General features: G+C 68.5%; 20 protein-coding genes and 1 pseudogene. 12 read left to right on the top strand and 9 right to left on the bottom strand.

Translation table 11 applies throughout. From position 1 onward, the window contains the following. Positions 1-18 precede the first annotated feature (18 nt). The 4 genes from IEY84_RS17960 (at position 19) to IEY84_RS17945 (ending at position 4,015) form a co-directional block, all read left to right on the top strand. Positions 19-2,403: an ATP-binding cassette domain-containing protein gene (locus IEY84_RS17960; RefSeq protein ID WP_229788801.1), complete on the top strand. Its 2,385-nt coding sequence runs from the start codon at positions 19-21 to the stop codon at positions 2,401-2,403. Between the two features lie 115 nt (positions 2,404-2,518). Beyond that, entirely contained in the window at positions 2,519-3,001 is a 483-nt protein-coding gene (locus tag IEY84_RS17955; RefSeq protein ID WP_221209117.1) for a DUF6069 family protein, read from the top strand. Between the two features lie 39 nt (positions 3,002-3,040). Further along, positions 3,041-3,511 (top strand): VOC family protein, encoded by a 471-nt coding sequence (locus tag IEY84_RS17950; RefSeq protein WP_183548941.1) that lies wholly within the window; start codon positions 3,041-3,043, stop codon positions 3,509-3,511. 21 nt (positions 3,512-3,532) lie between these two features. Next, entirely contained in the window at positions 3,533-4,015 is a 483-nt protein-coding gene (locus tag IEY84_RS17945) for a GNAT family N-acetyltransferase (RefSeq protein WP_183548943.1), read from the top strand. Here IEY84_RS17945 and IEY84_RS26800 read toward each other — a convergent pair. Next, positions 4,012-4,266, bottom strand: coding sequence for a hypothetical protein (locus tag IEY84_RS26800; RefSeq protein WP_221209118.1), 255 nt, complete (start codon positions 4,264-4,266; stop codon positions 4,012-4,014). The two genes, IEY84_RS17945 and IEY84_RS26800, sit on opposite strands and share 4 nt — an antisense overlap. Positions 4,267-4,427: 161 nt before the next feature. Further along, positions 4,428-4,613, bottom strand: a pseudogene (locus tag IEY84_RS26795) (methyltransferase type 11); the annotation flags it as partial. A 97-nt stretch (positions 4,614-4,710) separates the two neighbouring features. On the opposite strand from IEY84_RS26795, the gene IEY84_RS17935 reads away from it, so the two are divergent. Beyond that, on the top strand, positions 4,711-5,205 hold the full coding sequence (locus IEY84_RS17935) for a GNAT family N-acetyltransferase (protein ID WP_183548945.1): 495 nt from the start codon (positions 4,711-4,713) through the stop codon (positions 5,203-5,205). A gap of 13 nt (positions 5,206-5,218) precedes the next feature. Beyond that, positions 5,219-5,989: a dimethylargininase gene (ddaH, locus tag IEY84_RS17930; RefSeq protein WP_183548947.1), complete on the top strand. Its 771-nt coding sequence runs from the start codon at positions 5,219-5,221 to the stop codon at positions 5,987-5,989. Here the strand turns inward: ddaH and IEY84_RS17925 are convergent. Continuing rightward, the gene (locus tag IEY84_RS17925) at positions 5,980-7,329 is read right to left on the bottom strand and encodes a lipase family protein (protein WP_183548949.1); all 1,350 of its coding nucleotides are present in this window, start codon (positions 7,327-7,329) and stop codon (positions 5,980-5,982) included. The two genes, ddaH and IEY84_RS17925, sit on opposite strands and share 10 nt — an antisense overlap. A gap of 121 nt (positions 7,330-7,450) precedes the next feature. Beyond that, positions 7,451-8,068: a GyrI-like domain-containing protein gene (locus tag IEY84_RS17920; RefSeq protein ID WP_183548951.1), complete on the bottom strand. Its 618-nt coding sequence runs from the start codon at positions 8,066-8,068 to the stop codon at positions 7,451-7,453. Between the two features lie 81 nt (positions 8,069-8,149). On the opposite strand from IEY84_RS17920, the gene IEY84_RS17915 reads away from it, so the two are divergent. Next, complete coding sequence (locus tag IEY84_RS17915; RefSeq protein ID WP_183548953.1) at positions 8,150-8,521, top strand: MmcQ/YjbR family DNA-binding protein; 372 nt, start codon at positions 8,150-8,152, stop codon at positions 8,519-8,521. A gap of 28 nt (positions 8,522-8,549) precedes the next feature. After that, complete coding sequence (locus IEY84_RS17910) at positions 8,550-8,906, top strand: TraR/DksA family transcriptional regulator (RefSeq protein ID WP_183548955.1); 357 nt, start codon at positions 8,550-8,552, stop codon at positions 8,904-8,906. On the opposite strand, the gene IEY84_RS17905 is transcribed toward IEY84_RS17910, so the two are convergent. Continuing rightward, entirely contained in the window at positions 8,903-9,079 is a 177-nt protein-coding gene (locus tag IEY84_RS17905; RefSeq protein WP_183548957.1) for a hypothetical protein, read from the bottom strand. The genes IEY84_RS17910 and IEY84_RS17905 overlap by 4 nt on opposite strands. Before the next feature lie 64 nt (positions 9,080-9,143). On the opposite strand from IEY84_RS17905, the gene IEY84_RS17900 reads away from it, so the two are divergent. Together IEY84_RS17900 and IEY84_RS17895 are read left to right on the top strand one after the other, a co-directional pair. Further along, the gene (locus tag IEY84_RS17900; RefSeq protein ID WP_183548959.1) at positions 9,144-9,446 is read left to right on the top strand and encodes a hypothetical protein; all 303 of its coding nucleotides are present in this window, start codon (positions 9,144-9,146) and stop codon (positions 9,444-9,446) included. Positions 9,447-9,506: 60 nt separating this feature from the next. Beyond that, positions 9,507-9,896: a DUF1304 domain-containing protein gene (locus IEY84_RS17895; RefSeq protein ID WP_183548961.1), complete on the top strand. Its 390-nt coding sequence runs from the start codon at positions 9,507-9,509 to the stop codon at positions 9,894-9,896. On the opposite strand, the gene IEY84_RS17890 is transcribed toward IEY84_RS17895, so the two are convergent. After that, positions 9,877-10,875 carry an alpha/beta fold hydrolase gene (locus IEY84_RS17890; RefSeq protein WP_183548963.1) on the bottom strand — a complete coding sequence of 333 codons (999 nt, stop codon included), beginning with the start codon at positions 10,873-10,875 and terminating at the stop codon, positions 9,877-9,879. The genes IEY84_RS17895 and IEY84_RS17890 overlap by 20 nt on opposite strands. A gap of 84 nt (positions 10,876-10,959) precedes the next feature. Here IEY84_RS17890 and IEY84_RS17885 point away from each other — a divergent pair, with 84 nt between their 5' ends. Then, positions 10,960-11,979: a tyrosine-type recombinase/integrase gene (locus tag IEY84_RS17885; protein ID WP_229788799.1), complete on the top strand. Its 1,020-nt coding sequence runs from the start codon at positions 10,960-10,962 to the stop codon at positions 11,977-11,979. Here IEY84_RS17885 and IEY84_RS17880 read toward each other — a convergent pair whose 3' ends face one another. From IEY84_RS17880 to IEY84_RS17870, 3 genes are all read right to left on the bottom strand, one after another. Next, a complete protein-coding gene (locus IEY84_RS17880) occupies positions 11,980-12,756 on the bottom strand; it encodes a class I SAM-dependent methyltransferase (protein WP_183548965.1) in 777 nt (258 codons plus the stop codon). Positions 12,757-12,888: 132 nt separating this feature from the next. Continuing rightward, a complete protein-coding gene (locus tag IEY84_RS17875) occupies positions 12,889-13,710 on the bottom strand; it encodes an alpha/beta fold hydrolase (RefSeq protein WP_183548967.1) in 822 nt (273 codons plus the stop codon). Positions 13,711-13,815: 105 nt separating this feature from the next. After that, complete coding sequence (locus IEY84_RS17870) at positions 13,816-14,376, bottom strand: TetR/AcrR family transcriptional regulator (RefSeq protein WP_183548969.1); 561 nt, start codon at positions 14,374-14,376, stop codon at positions 13,816-13,818. A 69-nt stretch (positions 14,377-14,445) separates the two neighbouring features. On the opposite strand from IEY84_RS17870, the gene IEY84_RS17865 reads away from it, so the two are divergent. Further along, the gene (locus IEY84_RS17865; RefSeq protein WP_183548971.1) at positions 14,446-15,441 is read left to right on the top strand and encodes a GlxA family transcriptional regulator; all 996 of its coding nucleotides are present in this window, start codon (positions 14,446-14,448) and stop codon (positions 15,439-15,441) included. Positions 15,442-15,484: the final 43 nt, after the last annotated feature.

Genomic DNA, 15,484 nt, shown 5'->3' with positions numbered 1-15,484 from the left:
CCGGCTAGCCTGACCGGCATGAACGATGCCAGCACGGCCGCCGCACACGATGCCGACACTCACGACCTGATCCGCGTCCAGGGCGCCCGGCAGAACAACCTCAAGGACATCACGGTCGAGATCCCCAAGCGCCGGCTCTCGGTGTTCACCGGCGTCTCGGGATCCGGGAAGTCGTCGCTGGTCTTCGGCACCATCGCGGCGGAGTCACGACGCCTGATCGACGAGACCTACTCGACGTTCATCCAAGGCTTCATGCCCAGCCTGCCGCGTCCCGACGTCGATGCGATGCAGGGGTTGACCACCGCGATCCTGGTGGACCAGGAACGACTCGGCGCCAACCCGCGCTCGACGCTCGGCACGGTCACCGACGGACACGCGATGCTGCGTCAGCTGTTCTCGCGATTGGGTGACCCGCACATCGGTGGTCCGACCGCCTTCTCGTTCAACATCCCGACCACCAAGGTCGGCGGTGTCTCGGTCACCGAGTCGGGCAAGAAGAACGTCATCAAGCAGGAGACCTACCTCGGCGGCATGTGCCCGGCGTGCGAAGGCCGTGGCGTCGTCTCCGACCTCGACCTCGCGGCCATCGTCGACGAGTCCAAGTCCCTCAACGAGGGCGCGATCCTCGTGCCCGGCTACAAGGCGGACGGCTGGATGGTCAAGGGCTTCGCCGAGACCGGTCTGCTCGACGGCGACAAGCCGATCAAGGACTACACCGAGACCGAGCGCCACGACTTCCTCTACAAGGAGAAGGGAAAGGTCAAGGCGCTCGGGATGAACATGACCTACCAGGGCCTCATCCCCAAGCTGCGCGAGTCGGTCTTCAGCAAGGATCCCGAGCAGCTCCAGCCGCACATCAAGGCGTTCGTGGAGCGCGCCGCCGTCTTCGCGCCCTGTTCGACGTGCGAGGGCACCCGCCTCAACGTGTCGGCCCGGTCCTCGAAGATCCGTGGGCTCGACATCGGTCAGGTCTGTGCCATGCAGATCACCGACCTCGCCGAGTGGCTGCGCGGCATCGACGAGCCGGGCGTCGCGCCCCTGATCGGCTCGCTGCTCCACCTGTGCGACTCGATGACCGAGATCGGTCTCGGCTATCTGTCTCTCGACCGGCCGTCGGGCACGCTGAGCGGCGGTGAGGCGCAGCGTACGAAGATGGTCCGTCACCTGGGCTCGGCGCTGACCGATGTCACCTATGTCTTCGACGAGCCGACCGTGGGACTGCACCCGCACGACATCCAGCGGATGAACAAGCTGCTCCTCGACCTGCGCGACAAGGGCAACACCGTCCTGGTCGTCGAGCACAAGCCGGAGACGATCGCGATCGCCGACCGCGTCGTCGACCTCGGCCCGGGCGCCGGCAGCGACGGAGGCACGATCTGCTTCGAGGGCACCTTCGAGGAGCTCGCCGCGGCCGACACGCTCACCGGGCGCCACCTGGGACACCGCGCGTCGGTCAAGGAGACGGTCCGCCAGCCGAAGGGGCATCTGGAGATCCGCGGGGCCACCTCGCACAACCTCCGCAACGTCGACGTCGACATCCCGCTCGGGGTGCTGACCGTCGTCACCGGGGTCGCCGGTTCGGGGAAGTCGTCGCTGATCCACGGCTCGCTGGGCTCAGCTTCCAGGGCGGCCGGAACCGACGTCGAGTTCGTCGACCAGAGCGCGATCAAGGGGTCGCGGCGCAGCAACCCAGCGACGTACACCGGTCTTCTCGAGCCCATCCGCAAGGCGTTCGCGAAGGCCAACGGGGTCAAGCCGGCGCTCTTCTCGGCCAACTCCGAGGGCGCCTGCCCGACCTGCAAGGGCAACGGGATGATCTACACCGAGCTCGGCTTCATGGAGACCGTCGCCTCGCCCTGCGAGGACTGCGGCGGCAAGCGGTTCCAGCCGCTGGTGCTCGAATACCGCCTCGGCGGGCTCAACATCGCCGAGGTGCTCGACCTGTCGGTCGCGAAGGCGCACACCTTCTTCTCCGACGGCGAGTCGAAGGTGCCTCCGGCCGCCAAGATCCTGGAGCGGATGGCCGACGTCGGCCTCGGCTACCTCAAGCTCGGCCAGCCGCTCAACACCCTCTCCGGCGGCGAGCGGCAGCGGATCAAGCTGGCCATGCACCTGGGGGAGAAGGGCGGGACGTACGTCCTGGACGAGCCGACCACCGGCCTCCACCTCGCCGACGTCGACAACCTGCTCGCGCTGCTCGACCAGCTGGTCGACGCCGGCAAGTCGGTCATCGTGATCGAGCACCACCAGGCCGTCATGGCACATGCCGACTGGATCATCGACCTCGGCCCGGGCGCCGGTCACGACGGCGGCCTCGTCGTCTTCGAAGGTACGCCGGCCGAGCTCGTCGCGAAGAAGTCGACACTGACCGGCGAGCACCTCGCGGAGTACGTCGGCGGGTGACCGCGCGCCACCGGGTGGTGCGAATCACGCCCGGTTGCGGGCATCTGAATGCGGTGGAGGCAGAGGGTCACATCTAGTGTGAATTGGTTGCAGTATCAATCAAGGAGCGCCCGAGATGACCCTCTACCTTCCCGACCACAGGCAGACCCCGGCGGTCGAGGTTGCTCCTGTCCAGCAGCGGCCGGCTCCGGTCTGGCCGCGCGGGCTGGTGGCCGCTGCCGTCGCCGCAGTCACCACGACCCTGATGGCAGTGATCGCCAAAGCAGCCGGAGTCGACTTCGGCAGCAGCCTCGGCGACGTGCCGATCTCGGCGTTCCCCATGCTGACCATCTACTGCTCCTTGATCGGCATCATCATCGCCGAGGTGACGATCCGCGTCGCCAAGCTGCCCCGATCGACCTTCCAGATCACCGCCATCGTGCTCACCGGGCTCTCCCTGATCCCCGACGTGCTGCCGTTGTTCGAGTTCGACCTGGCCTTCGTCGGCGTCCTGTGCCTGACGCACGTCGTCGCCGCGGCGATCGTGGTTCCGATGATCGCGCTGCGGATGGAGGAGCGCCGCGGCCTCGGGCTGCCTGCTCCGGCCCACCGTCGATAACGGACGCAGACTGTCCTGATTCGATGCCATGGTGGAGCCATGGCTCTCGAGACCCGAACCTTCCAGATCACCTTCGACGCGCACGACCCACGAACGCTGTCCACGTTCTGGCGTGACGTGCTCGGCTACGTCCACCCCGGCCCGCCCGGAGTGGAGGTCCCCGACGGAACCGATCCGCTGGACGCGTGGGACTCGTTCATGGAGCAGGTCGGGGTGCCGCCCGAGCAACGCAACAATGCCTCGGCGATCGAGGATCCCGCCGGCGTCGGCCCACGTGTCTTCTTCCAGCGCGTGCCGGAGTCGAAGACCGCCAAGAACCGGGTCCACCTCGACGTCCGGGCCGCTCCGGGGCTGCAGGGGGAGGAGCGGATGGCCGCGCTCGAGGCGGAGTGCGAGCGCGTCGTCGCGCTCGGCGCCACCCGCGTCCGCCGCTTCGAGCCCGACCCGCCGATGAGCCACGGGTTCATCGTCATGCAGGACCCCGAGGGAAACGAGTGGTGCCTCGACTGAGCATCTCTCTATGCTCGCGACATGCTGATCCGAGCGGCCGTCGTCGATGACGCCGAAGCGTTGACCGATCTCCACCTCGACGTGTGGGAGGAGGCGTACGCCGGGCTGATGCCGGACTCGATCTTCGTCGAGCGCCGCGCTCAGCGGGCCGCGAGGATCGATCGGTGGCGCACCAACATCGAGACCGGCCCGATCTCCAGCTTGGTGGTCGAGGACGACGAGCCGGGGCGGCTGCTCGGCTTTGCCGGCGCGGGGCCTGCGCGTGACGACGTTCCCGACCTGCCCCGGCTTGAGCTCACCGCCCTCTACGTCCGAGCGGAGAGGTACGGCACCGGGCTCGGCCACGCGATGCTCCAGCAGGCGATCGGGTCGGCGGCGGCGTACCTCTGGGTTCTGGACGGCAACGAGCGCGCGACTGCCTTCTACGAGCGCCAGGGGTTCCGCTTCGACGGCGAGACCAAGACCGACCCGGTCGGCGTCGAGCTCCGGATGGTCCGCGGCTAGCCGACCCTGCGGGCGAGCAGGGTCGAGTCGTCGATGTCGACCCGGACGCTGTCACGGACGACGGAGCGTGGGCGCTGCTCGACGACGACAGGCTCGAACCCCTCTGGAAGACCAGGGAGCAGATCCTCGGCGAGGAACATCGCGTGGTGATGGCTGTGGTGTTCGAAGACCTCCGAGGGGGCGTGGCCGACGACGAGGAGATGGCCGCCCGGCGCGACCGCGGTGGCCAGGCGCCCGGCGACCTCGACCATGCTCCCGTCGGGGGTGTGCAGAAAGTGACAGGTGACCAGGTCGAACTGTCGTCCTTCGGCATCGAAGGTGCGGGCGTCGACCTGCCACCAGGGGTGCGCTCCGCGACCCCTGACTCCTCGGCGTGCCGCTGCGCCCGGGCAAGCCCGTTTGCCGAGAAGTCGGCACCGGTGACCGTCCATCCCTGGTGCGCGAGCCAGATCACGTCGCCGCCCTCGCCGCAGCCGACGTCCAGCGCCGTGCCGGGCGTCAGCGCGGAGACCTCGGCGACGAGCTGAGGGTTCGGGTCACCGCTCCACACTTTCTCCTCGCCGGCATAGCGCTCCTCCCACGACTCCGGCTCGAACATCTCGCGTCCCGCGTGCTCGCTCATGGGCTCAATCTAGCCGCCGTCCCCGGCAAAATCTGGTGCGTTCGCAGCACGCCGTGTGGTTGTCTGACCGGCGATGATCACCCTGAGCGAACCCCCTCGCCTGGTCCGTCCGACGACGGACGTACGCACGTCCTATCTCACCGGTGAACAGGCCGACTGCCTCCTGCTCGGCACCGACACCGACTGGCTCGGGCCGGCCAGCACGGACTTCGACGCTTTCGTCGCTGCCCGGGACCACGACAAGGAGCGCTGGAAGGTGATGTCGACGGTCTACTGGTACGTCTCCGCGGAGCACTATCTCGGCACCCTCGTCGTGCGTCACGCGCTGACGCCCGAGCTCACCGTCGACGGCGGCCACATCGGCTACCACGTCGTCGCCCCGTGGCGGCGCCAGGGTCACGCGACCCGCATGCTCGAGCTCGGCCTCGAGAAAGCCCGCGAGCGTGGCATCTCGCGCGCCCTGCTCACCTGCGACCCCTCCAACGACGCCTCCCGGCGCGTGATCGAGAAGAACGGCGGGGTGCCCGACGAACAGCTCGGCACCGATCTCCGATTCTGGATCGGGTAGGGATACTTCACCCATGCACGCTCTCGTACGCCGCCCCTCGCCCCGCCTCGCCGACGGACTCGTCACCCACATCGAGCGCAGCCCGGTCGACATCGACCTGGCTCACGAGCAGTGGGAGGCGTACGTCGCCGCGATGCGCTCCGCCGGCTGGACGACCCATGAGGTCGACCCGGCCGACGACTGCCCGGACTCGGTCTTCGTCGAGGACACGATGGTCGTCTTCGGGGACCTGGCTGTGATCAGCCGGCCGGGTGCGCTGGAACGACGCCCCGAGATCACCGCGGCCGAGGAGGCCGTCCGCGCTCGGGGCTATCGGATCGCCCACATCGAGGCGCCCGGAACGCTCGACGGTGGTGACGTGCTCAAGCACGGCGACACCGTGTGGGTGGGCGAGGGCGGTCGTACGAACGCCGAGGGGATCGCGCAGCTCCGGGCGCTGCTCGGACCGCTGGGCGCCGTGGTCGTCGCCGTCCCCCTCACGAAGGTGCTCCATCTCAAGTCGGCCGTCACCGCGCTGCCCGACGGCACAGTCATCGGTCACGAGCCGCTGGTGGACGACCCGAGCGTGTGGGGAGCCCGGTTCCTTCCCGTCCCGGAGGAACCAGGCTCCCACGTGGTCGTCCTCGATGACCGCACCTTGCTGATGGCCGACTCGGCGCCGTCGACCAGAGCGATGTTCGAGGAGCGTGGCTACACGGTCGTGGCGGTCGACATCTCCGAGTTCGAGAAGCTCGAAGGCTGTGTCACCTGCCTGTCCGTGCGGCTACGAACAGCTCAGGGCTGAACCGGCATCGACGCGCAGTTGGATCCGGCGGCGACACCCTTGACCCGGTCGGTGATCCAGTTGATCGCGGCGGTCTGGTCGACGAGCAGCGGGGTGACGTGGTTGGTGATCAGCCCGTCACCGAGGTTGGGCAGGACGACCGCCTGGTAGGTCACCTTCGCTCCGTGCCCGCACCAGTCGACGGCGAGCTGACGGGACTGCTCGTGCGGGACGATGTCGTCCTGGGTGCCGGTGGCCAGGCGTACCGGGATCCGCGGGGCCACGTGCCCGAGCTTCTGCTCGGAGATGATCGCCCGCACCTCTGGCTCGCGCTCGATGATGTCGTCGAGGCTCTCACCGGTCGTGGTCCAGCTGGTACTGCGCCGGAACGGGTAGCCGATGATCCCGTCCGCGACGCACGCCGTCGAGAGATCCTCCAGCGCCGCGTGGCCGGCCGCGTTGAGGTTCTCGTCCAGGATCGGCCGCAGCTCCGGGTTGGACTGGGCGAGACCGTTGATGGTCCAGGCCAGCGCCGCCACCAGCGCGGACCCGTCGATGCCGTCCGCGGTCGCCCGCAGGTCGGCGGGCGGAGCGCCGACATAGGCACCCACGAGGTTGATCTCGGGAGCGTACGTCGAGGCGAGCTCGGAGGCCGACCCGGTCGCGCCGCCGCCCTGGCTGTAGCCGTAGAGCGCGACCCGCGACCCGGCGGTCACCGATGCGTCTGGGACCGCGCGGGCAGCCCGCGCGGCGTCGAGGACGGCGTGACCGCCGTCGACCCGGTCGACGTAGGTGTGGAGCCGGTCGGTGGCGCCCAGGCCGACGTAGTCGGTGACCATCACTGCCACGCCGCGCGCCAGGAGGCGGTAGATCCCGATGTCCTCGTAGCCCACCGAGACGGTCTTGCCGTTGAAGAGGATCGGACGCTCCAGACCGAGCGAGGCCGAGCACTGGTCACCCTGGCCCATGGTGCCGGGCGCGACGACGACGAGCGGCCGGTCGCCGGCTCCGGTCCAGGCCGCGAACGGCTCGATGTAGGCGCCGGTCACCGCGGCCGGAGCGCCGTTGTTGTCGGTCGTCTTGTACATGACCCGGGTCGCGGTGCCGGGTAGCGAGCCGATGCCCGGGATCGAGAGTCCGACTCCGAGGGGGAGTGGCTCGGTGCGTACGAGCTCACCGTCTGCCGCGGGAAGCTCGGCCGGCGGGTTGTAGAACTCCGGGATCTCGACGCCGCGGGATACGACGGCCGTGCCGTTGTCAGCGGCGGTCGCCGGTGCGGCCAGCGCAGTCAGTGCGGCCGGGGTGACCGCGGCAACGGCCAGCGCGGTGGCCAGTGCTGTCCTCGATGCGTGCAGAGGCATGGGGGAACTCTCCTCACCTGAGCGGGACTGCTCCGTCCCGAGTTACTGAAGAGTAATGTGAGCCCGCTCACGCCGACAAGAGTTTGAGTCAACATTTGTACACCGAAACCTCGCCGGCCCGTCACGTCCGCAGCACGGGCTGGCGCAGGATCGTCCGCAGCCTGGCCGGCTCGACCCGTCGCGGGTCGCCGAGGTAGATCTCGTGGTGCTTACCCGTCATTCGGAGGCCATGCTCGGGGACGAACCGCTCGTGCATCTCTTCGAGGACCGGGCCCTCCTCGTCGTACGGCCCGATGTGCAGGGTCTGCACGCAGGTGCCTTCGCTGAGCGTCTCCCAGCGGACCTTGTACAGGCTCGCCGGGCGGTCCTTGGCGCCGACCTTCGCGACCGCTTCGTCGAACATCTGTTCGGTGACCCAGTCAGGCGTCATGATCATCGCCGTCCAGTCCCACTGCGACTTGTCCCGCGCCCGGGTGAACGCTTCCATGTCCTCGGCCCACCACAGCGCCTCCAGCGGCGGCACCACGTAGTCACGGCCGTCGTTCTTGCTGGCGAACTTCAGTTTGTAGGCCACCGGATAGAGCGTCGCGAGCGCGTCGGCGTACTCCTGGGCGGTGTTGGGATCACCGTGCCCGTCGACCATCAGGTAGGGGAGTGGCGGCACCTCGAGCACCCGGAACTCACCCTGACGTGCCCGATAGCTGTCGAGCGTCTTCTTCAGATCCACCTTCGCCGCCATGGGGACATGATGTCGCGGCGGCGAGGCCGATGGGCGCGAAACTCGGGTGCCGTCGGGGGAGTCTGCGCCTACGCTCCGAACATGGCAACCGTGGACGACGTGCGCTGGCTCGGCTCGAGCCTGGAGCGGTCCTACGAGGTCTTCGTACGCGGCCGGCTGAAGTTCCGGGTCGGCTCGATCGTCTACGTCGCCTTCTCGCTGGACGAGACCGAGATGGGTTTCGGGTTTCCGAAGGAGGAGCGAGCCGCACTGGTCGCCAGCTCGCCGGAGAAGTTCCACATGCCCAGGGAGTCGGAGCTGCGGTTCAACTGGGTGGAGTCGTCCCTGGCCGCGCTCGACCCGGTCGAGGCGTGCGAGTTCGTCGTGGATGCCTGGCGACTCTGCGTACCGAAGAAGGTCGCCGCCGCCTACGACCTCCGCCATCCGGGCGGCCCCGGTCCAGACCGTCCGTGAAGCACCGGGCTCCAGCTACCGTCGGCACATGGACCAGGCTCGCGAGCGGCTCGAGGGGGAGCGCCGGCACACGCTCGCGCGCCTGGCAGACCTGACCGAAGACTTCGACGCCGTCGTCGCAGCCTCGCGCGACACCAACGCCGACGACGAGCACGACCCCGAGGGCGCGACGATCGCCTTCGAGCGATCCCAGGTCGATGCGCTCGTACGTCAGGCTCGACAGCATCTCGCCGAGATCGACCTTGCCCTGGAGCGCGTGGACTCCGGGACGTACGGGACCTGCGAGGACTGCGGCCGGCCGATCGGCGACGGCCGGCTCGAAGCGCGCCCGGTGGCGCGCACCTGCATCAGCTGTGCCGGGAAGCCGAGGGAACGGCGGCGCTAACGGCGATGCCGGCCGCCGCGCTGGTCACGCATCTCGACGAGATCGTCGTGGATCCGACGCGCGCGCCGTCTCTCCACCCTCGCCAGCAAGAAACCGGCCGTGGCCGCGAGCACCATCAGCACGATGAGCACCACGACCGTGGCACCCACCATGTCCAAGACGCTGCTCTCCATAGGGAGAGCAGGTACCCGATCTCGGCAGCACCCATGCCCGATGTCGTCCGATACCGTGGCCGGCATGTCAATTCGTTCGGACGGTCCGATCCGCCTGTGCTGTCTCTTGTGGGCGCAGGGGGGAGAGGCGGAGGCCCTCCACGCCTACGAGGACCGTGTTCTGGAGCTGATCTCCGAGCACGGCGGGGAAGTGGTGCACCGGGCGATCGCCGACGACGCGCCCGGGCAGCCCGACGAGGTCCAGCTCTTCCGATTCCTGGACCAGGCCTCGCTGGACGCCTACATGAACGACGAGCGGCGTACGGCACTCAGCGCCGAGCGCGACGCCGCCGTCGCACGCACCGAGGTGTTCCCGGTGCGGTTCTGAGGATCGGTTACTGTCAGGCTCAGCCGGTGCTCGAGCACCCCAACCCGGAAGAGGTCTGTGATGGTCGTTGCTGGATTGGTGCTCGCCGCGCTGGCTGCCCTGGTGCACGTCTACATCTTCGTCATGGAGTCGCTGACCTGGACGAGCCCGAAGACGCGTGCGGTGTTCGGGATCGGCGCCGAGGAAGCCGAAGCGACCAAGGAGCTGGCCTTCAACCAAGGCTTCTACAACCTGTTCCTCGCCATCGTCACCGCGGTCGGCATCGTCCTGCACCCGGCGTGCTCCGCAGCGGTCGGCTCGGCCCTGGTCTTCGCCGGAGCCGGCTCGATGGCAGCCGCCGCGGTAGTACTGTTCGTCTTCTCGCCCGACAAGCGCAGCGCGGCTCTCAAGCAGGGCGTGATCCCGTTGCTCGCCGTCGTCGCCCTGGCGATCAGCGTGGCTCTGAGCTAGCCAGGAACTCGAGCAGGAGCTGGTTGGTCTCCTCGGGGCGCTCCTGCTGGACCCAGTGGCCGCACCGGGGGAGTACCACCGATCGAGTGAGGCCCGGCAGGGTCTGGTCGAAGCGTTCGATCTGGCGGCGGCCGGTGATCGCAGGCCCGTCGTACTCGCCGGCGACGAAAAGCGACGGCACCCTGATCGGCACGTCGCTGAAGGCCGCGAGATCCTCCCAGTCGCGGTCGATGTTGCGGTAGCGCGCGAGCGGGCCGAAGAAGTCGCAGTCCGCGAACTCCTGTGCGTAGAAGTCGAGATCGGACTCGGTCATCCACTCGGGCATCTCGGTGGGGTAGATGAACTGGTCCGAGAGCCGGTCACCGCGCGGCACGAGCCCGAGCGCCCCGCGTGGGTCCCCGCCCGCGGCGAGCACTCCGTCGCCCGAGATCGAGTAGTAGATGCCGAGCAGCCAGCGGCGTACGTCGGGCAGGATCTCGGCCTCGACGACACCGGGGGTCTGGAAGTAGGAGATGTAGAAGTCTTCGTCGTCACCGCCGGCCTGCGCCATCGCCTCGGTCGGCCGTCGGCGTCCGGAGGGGCTGAACGGCACCGAGAGACCCGCTACGGCGGTGAAGACGTCGGGCCTCAGCTGTGCGGTCGTCCACGCGATCGGAGCGCCCCAGTCGTGGCCGACGATGGTGGCTGTCTCCGCACCCAGCGCGCGCACCAGGGAGACGTTGTCGCCGACATGGCGCAGCATCCGGTAGTCCTCGATGGACCGAGGTTTCGAGGAGCAGCCATACCCTCGCACGTCGATCGCGACGGCCCGGTAGCCGGCGGCGGCGAGAGCGGCGATCTGGTGGCGCCACGAGTACCAGGATTCCGGGAAACCGTGGACCAGGAGCACGAGCCGGCCGTCCGCCGGCCCTGACTCCACCCAGTGCAGGTCGATTCCGTTGACGTGTTCGGTGCGGTGAGCTACAGCGGTGTCGGCCACGGCGGGAGTCTGCCACGTCCTGCGAATTCCGCGATAGTACCCCCTATCGCAGAAATGTTCGAAAAGGCTGTAATATCGGGGGATGTGAGTGTACCTGACGATGGTGTGATGTTCGGCGATGTCGTCGAGGACTTCCTGACCGACCGGGCCACACTCACGCGCCGCGGACTCAACGACAAGTCGCGCAGCGCGTACCGGCAAGACATCGCCGCCTGGGCCCGTCAGCTGCACGTCGACAACGGCGGCGGCCCGGAGGCCGACGTGCTGGCACTGGTGCCGATCGCGGCGCTGACCGACCAGAACGTACGCATCGCCTACAGGTCGCTGCGGGAGAGCTCGGCCGCGGCGACCTGTCAGCGTCGGGTCGGCACGCTGCGGCTCTTCACCCACTGGCTGCAGCTCGAGGGACATCTGCTGGTGGATCCCACGTTGCGCATCGAGGCGCCGGAACGGCCGAGCCGGCTACCTGCCGGCTGGAGCGTCGACGAGCTGCGCCGACTGGCGCGGGTCGCCTCGACGCCGCGTGAAGGCACCGACCGGCGTCGCTGGCCGGCTCGGGACCGGGCGATCTTCGCGGTGCTGGTGACCACCGGCGTACGCGCCGCGGAGCTGTGTGACCTCACCGTCGGTTCGATCCGGCGCGAACCGGACGGCGAGACGCTGGTGCGTGTCATCGGCAAGGGCGACAAGCAGCGCAACCTGCCGCTGCCGCCGGAGGCGGTCGATGCCGTCGACGCCTATCTGGCCGAGCTCGAAGCCCGCTTCAGCAGTCCTGACCCGGCCGACGGCCTCTTCCGGCTGACCTCCGGAAGGCGGCTGCGCCCTGGGGCGCTCAACCACCTGGTCGAGACCTGGATCCGCCTCGCCGGCGTCCCGAAACAGCCTGGTGAGGCCGCGCACGCCTTTCGGCACAGCGCCGCCAAGGGTCTGATCCGTTCCGGCGTACCGGTGCCTGCGGTCCAGGGGCTGCTCGGGCACGAGGACCTCAAGACGACCGGGATCTATGTCAAGGCGACCGCTTCTGACACCCGCGACGCCGTGCTGCTCTCGCCGGCGCGCGAGGTGCTGCGGGAGACGGCAGCGGCGTACGAACCGCCGGAGTGACTACGGCTTGACCGCGCGGGTTGCAATGTAGGCCGGCAGATGCTTCGCGGTGACGTCTGCGTGGTGCGGCGCTTCACTCAGGTGGGTGAGGTTGAATCCGGCAGCCAGCTGCCCGCCGATCTGTGCGGTCAGCGAGTGGCTGTACTCGATCGGACCGGTCCCGTAGGCCCTCGTCCGGTCGCTCTCGGAGAGATCGAGCGAGCTGAAGGGCAGCCGGTGGCGCACCACCAGCTCCTGCCGATCGAGCGCCACCTCGTCGAAGATGTAGACGTCCGGGTTCATGAACCCGACCAGGAGCGAACCGCCAGGACGCAGCACGCGAAACGTCTCCGCCCAGACCGGTGCCAGATCCGGGCAGAACACGTTCGACACCGGATTGAGGACGATGTCGAAGGCCGCATCCTCGAAGGCACCTAGATCGCGCATGTCGCCGAGCACGGTACGCAGCACCAGACCCTCGCGTGCGGCAACCTCTTCATCGCGCGCCAGCTGCTTGGGCGAGTTGTCGAACACGGTCACCTCGGCGCCCGCAGCCGCGAGGACGGGACCTTGCTGGCCACCGCCTGAGGCCAGACAGAGAACCCGGGCACCGGCCAGCTCGGACGGGAACCAGTCGCGCGGCGTCGGCTCGTGGCCGATCAGCACCACGGACCAGTCGCCTTCACGTGCCCGGGCGATGACCTCGGGCCCGACGGGCCGAGACCATTCGTTGTCGCTGTCGACCAGCTCGTCCCACGCGACACGGTTGTGTGCGGTCGGGTCGAAGTCTTCGCTCACGGCTGAACACTAACGCTCCAGCCCTGTTTCCGGATGATGAATAAAGCGCCGATAATGCACATTATGTCAATCAGTGCAGAGTAACCCCTCCCTCGGAGTGCGGCACCGCACGATGCGGTGCCGCACCACAGGTCACTTCTTGATGAAGTCGAGGATGTCCTGGATCAGCTCCTGCTGGTACGCGCCGAACACGCCGTGCGGCGCGCCCGGGTAGACCTTGAGCGTGCCGTCCTTGACCAGCTCGATGGACTTCAGTGCTGCGTTCCCGATCGGCACGATCTGGTCGTCGTCACCGTGCGCGATGAAGATCGGCACATCAAGAGCCTTCAGATCCTCGGTGAAGTCGGTCGCTGAGAAGGCAGCCACGCACTCGTACGCCGCCTGGATCCCGGCGAGCATCCCCTGGCGCCAGAAGTCGTCGATCGCGCCCTGCGACGTCTCGACACCCTCGCGATTGAAGCCGAAGAACGACGGCGCGAGCTCGCGGTAGAAGTTCGAGCGGTCGGCGAGCACCCCGGCCCGGATCCCGTCGAAGACCTCGATCGGGAGCCCCTCGGGGTATGCCTCGGTCTGGAGCATGATCGGCGGCACAGCGCCGATCGTGACGACCTTGGCGACGCGGCCGTTCCCGTGCTGAGCCGCGCAACGAACGACCTCTCCCCCGCCGGTCGAGTGCCCAACGAACACCGCGTCACGCAGGTCGAGGTGCTCGACGAGCTCCGCGAGGTCGCGGGCGTAGGTGTCCATGTCGTTGCCCTGCCAGGGCTGGGCGGACTTTCCGTGGCCACGGCGGTCATGGGCGATGACCCGATAGCCGGCGTCGGCGAGCGTCTTGCGCTCGAGCGACCAGGCATCCGAGCTCAGGGGCCATCCGTGGCTGAACACGATCGGCTGACCGGTCCCCCAGTCTGAGTAGTGGATGTCGGTGCCGTCGGACGTGGTGAAGAAAGGCATGGTGCTCCTGTTGGATCGGTACAGCTAGGACACCACCATCCTCGCGGCGTACACCGCGACGAGTCGCCTGCCGGAGCGGCCGTGAATCCCTCAGAATCGGACGCGTCAGGCCAGGGCGAGCCGGTCGACGTACGCGTCTGCCGAGTCCCGCAGCTCTCGCCGTGACGTCGCGGTGGCGCCGGCCTGGATCAGCGCCTGCGAGAAGAGCAGGATCTCGTGCGCGAGCGTGCCTGCTCCGGTGCCGGTCCCGATGCGGGCCGCGATCCGCTCCTCCATCGCGTCGAGGGTCCGTCGGCAGATGCCGACCACCTCGGGGTCCCGGTCGGCGAGCTCTGCCAGCGACCGCACCATGAGGCAGCCGAGCCGCCGCGGGTCTGCGGTGCAGTCGTCGGCGATGCTGCGGAGGTAGCGGCGTACGGCCTCACGTGCCCCGTCCTCCCCCGCCATCGCCTCGGACGTCAGCGTGATCCGGGCGCCGCAGTATGCCTCGAGGGCCGCGAGGAAGAGGCCACGCTTGCTCCCGAATGCCGCGTAGATGCTGCCGTTGCCCGCGCCGGTGTGCTCGGCGAGGTCGTGCATGGAGGTGCGCTCATAGCCGTGCTCGCGAAAAACGTCGAGTGCCGCGTCACGTACCGCCGTGACTGAGATCTCCCGAGGTCTGGCCATCCCCCGAATCTACCGCTCACCTCTTCGGAAGTTATGGAATACTCAATCCATAACTCAGTGAGGGCGTTGATGGCTGGTACGAAGCGGATCGGATTCCTCCTGTTCGACGGCGTGAAGGCGCTGGACTACGTCGGTCCCGCCGAGGTCTTCGTGGAGGCCAACCAGGCGACGAAGGCGTACGAGGTCATCCTGCTCTCGCCCTCGGGCGCCGCGGTGACGACGTCGGTCGGCGGCGTCGCGGTGAGCGCGTCCGCAGCCGATGCTCCGCCCCTCGACACGCTCATCGTCCCGGGCAGCGAGCAGGCGCCCTCGGTCTTCGTGACCGACGAGCTGCTCACCGCCGCGGCGACGCTGGTCGATCGATCTGCACGTGTCGTGTCGATCTGCAGCGGGGCGTTCGTGCTTGCCGAGCTCGGCCTGCTGGACGGTCGCGGCGCGACCACGCACTGGAAGTTCGCCGAAGACCTGGCGCGACGATTCCCTCGCGTCGACGTGCAACCCGACCGGATCTTCGTACGCGATCGCTACGTCGCGACGTCCGCCGGCGTTGCCGCCGGCATCGACCTTTCGCTGGCCCTGGTCGAGGACGACCTCGGCGCCGCAGCTGCCCGTCGGGTCGCACAGGGGCTCCTCATCTACCTGCGGCGCTCAGGTGAGCAGACCCAGTTCTCCACTCCCCTGCGCGCCGCCGCGGTCCCCGATAGCCCGGTGCGCGTCATCACGGAGCTCATCGCCCAGGATCCGGCGTACCGGCACAGCGTCATCTCACTGGCGCGCCACGTCAACATCAGCCCCCGCCACCTCACGCGCCTCTTCCAGGACGAGGTCGGGATGAGCCCTGCCGAGTACGCCGCCAGCGTCCGTTTCGACCTCGCGCGCAGCTGGCTGGAAGCGGGCTGCTCGGTCGCGCAGGCGGCATCCGATGCTGGCTTCTCGAGTGCCGAGGCCCTCCGCCGCACCTTCGCCGCACGCCTGGGTGTCTCGCCGTCGGCCTACCGTCGACGGTTCCGCTCCCAGCTGGATGTCACAGCACCGATGGCGGTGCGCACAATCGCCGGGCTGTGATCGGGCCTGACCTCGGTCACCCATGCATTCCTAGACTGTCCAG

Source organism: Nocardioides albus, assembly GCF_014648255.1.
Classification (GTDB): Bacteria; Actinomycetota; Actinomycetes; order Propionibacteriales; family Nocardioidaceae; genus Nocardioides; species Nocardioides albus.
Note: the sequence above shows the minus strand (reverse complement) of the source record. Positions and strands in the feature narration are given on the sequence as shown.

Coding starts and splice junctions, on each gene's coding strand:
- IEY84_RS17875 (WP_183548967.1), bottom strand. CDS start 13,710: ATGCCTTTCTTCACCACGTCCGACGGCACCGACATCCACTACTCAGAC.
- IEY84_RS17870 (WP_183548969.1), bottom strand. CDS start 14,376: ATGGCCAGACCTCGGGAGATCTCAGTCACGGCGGTACGTGACGCGGCA.
- IEY84_RS17920 (WP_183548951.1), bottom strand. CDS start 8,068: ATGGCGGCGAAGGTGGATCTGAAGAAGACGCTCGACAGCTATCGGGCA.
- IEY84_RS17945 (WP_183548943.1), top strand. CDS start 3,533: ATGCTGATCCGAGCGGCCGTCGTCGATGACGCCGAAGCGTTGACCGAT.
- IEY84_RS26800 (WP_221209118.1), bottom strand. CDS start 4,266: ATGGTCGAGGTCGCCGGGCGCCTGGCCACCGCGGTCGCGCCGGGCGGC.
- IEY84_RS17915 (WP_183548953.1), top strand. CDS start 8,150: ATGGCAACCGTGGACGACGTGCGCTGGCTCGGCTCGAGCCTGGAGCGG.
- IEY84_RS17950 (WP_183548941.1), top strand. CDS start 3,041: ATGGCTCTCGAGACCCGAACCTTCCAGATCACCTTCGACGCGCACGAC.
- IEY84_RS17955 (WP_221209117.1), top strand. CDS start 2,519: ATGACCCTCTACCTTCCCGACCACAGGCAGACCCCGGCGGTCGAGGTT.
- ddaH (WP_183548947.1), top strand. CDS start 5,219: ATGCACGCTCTCGTACGCCGCCCCTCGCCCCGCCTCGCCGACGGACTC.
- IEY84_RS17960 (WP_229788801.1), top strand. CDS start 19: ATGAACGATGCCAGCACGGCCGCCGCACACGATGCCGACACTCACGAC.
- IEY84_RS17925 (WP_183548949.1), bottom strand. CDS start 7,329: ATGCCTCTGCACGCATCGAGGACAGCACTGGCCACCGCGCTGGCCGTT.
- IEY84_RS17865 (WP_183548971.1), top strand. CDS start 14,446: ATGGCTGGTACGAAGCGGATCGGATTCCTCCTGTTCGACGGCGTGAAG.
- IEY84_RS17905 (WP_183548957.1), bottom strand. CDS start 9,079: ATGGAGAGCAGCGTCTTGGACATGGTGGGTGCCACGGTCGTGGTGCTC.
- IEY84_RS17935 (WP_183548945.1), top strand. CDS start 4,711: ATGATCACCCTGAGCGAACCCCCTCGCCTGGTCCGTCCGACGACGGAC.
- IEY84_RS17910 (WP_183548955.1), top strand. CDS start 8,550: ATGGACCAGGCTCGCGAGCGGCTCGAGGGGGAGCGCCGGCACACGCTC.
- IEY84_RS17895 (WP_183548961.1), top strand. CDS start 9,507: ATGGTCGTTGCTGGATTGGTGCTCGCCGCGCTGGCTGCCCTGGTGCAC.
- IEY84_RS17900 (WP_183548959.1), top strand. CDS start 9,144: ATGTCAATTCGTTCGGACGGTCCGATCCGCCTGTGCTGTCTCTTGTGG.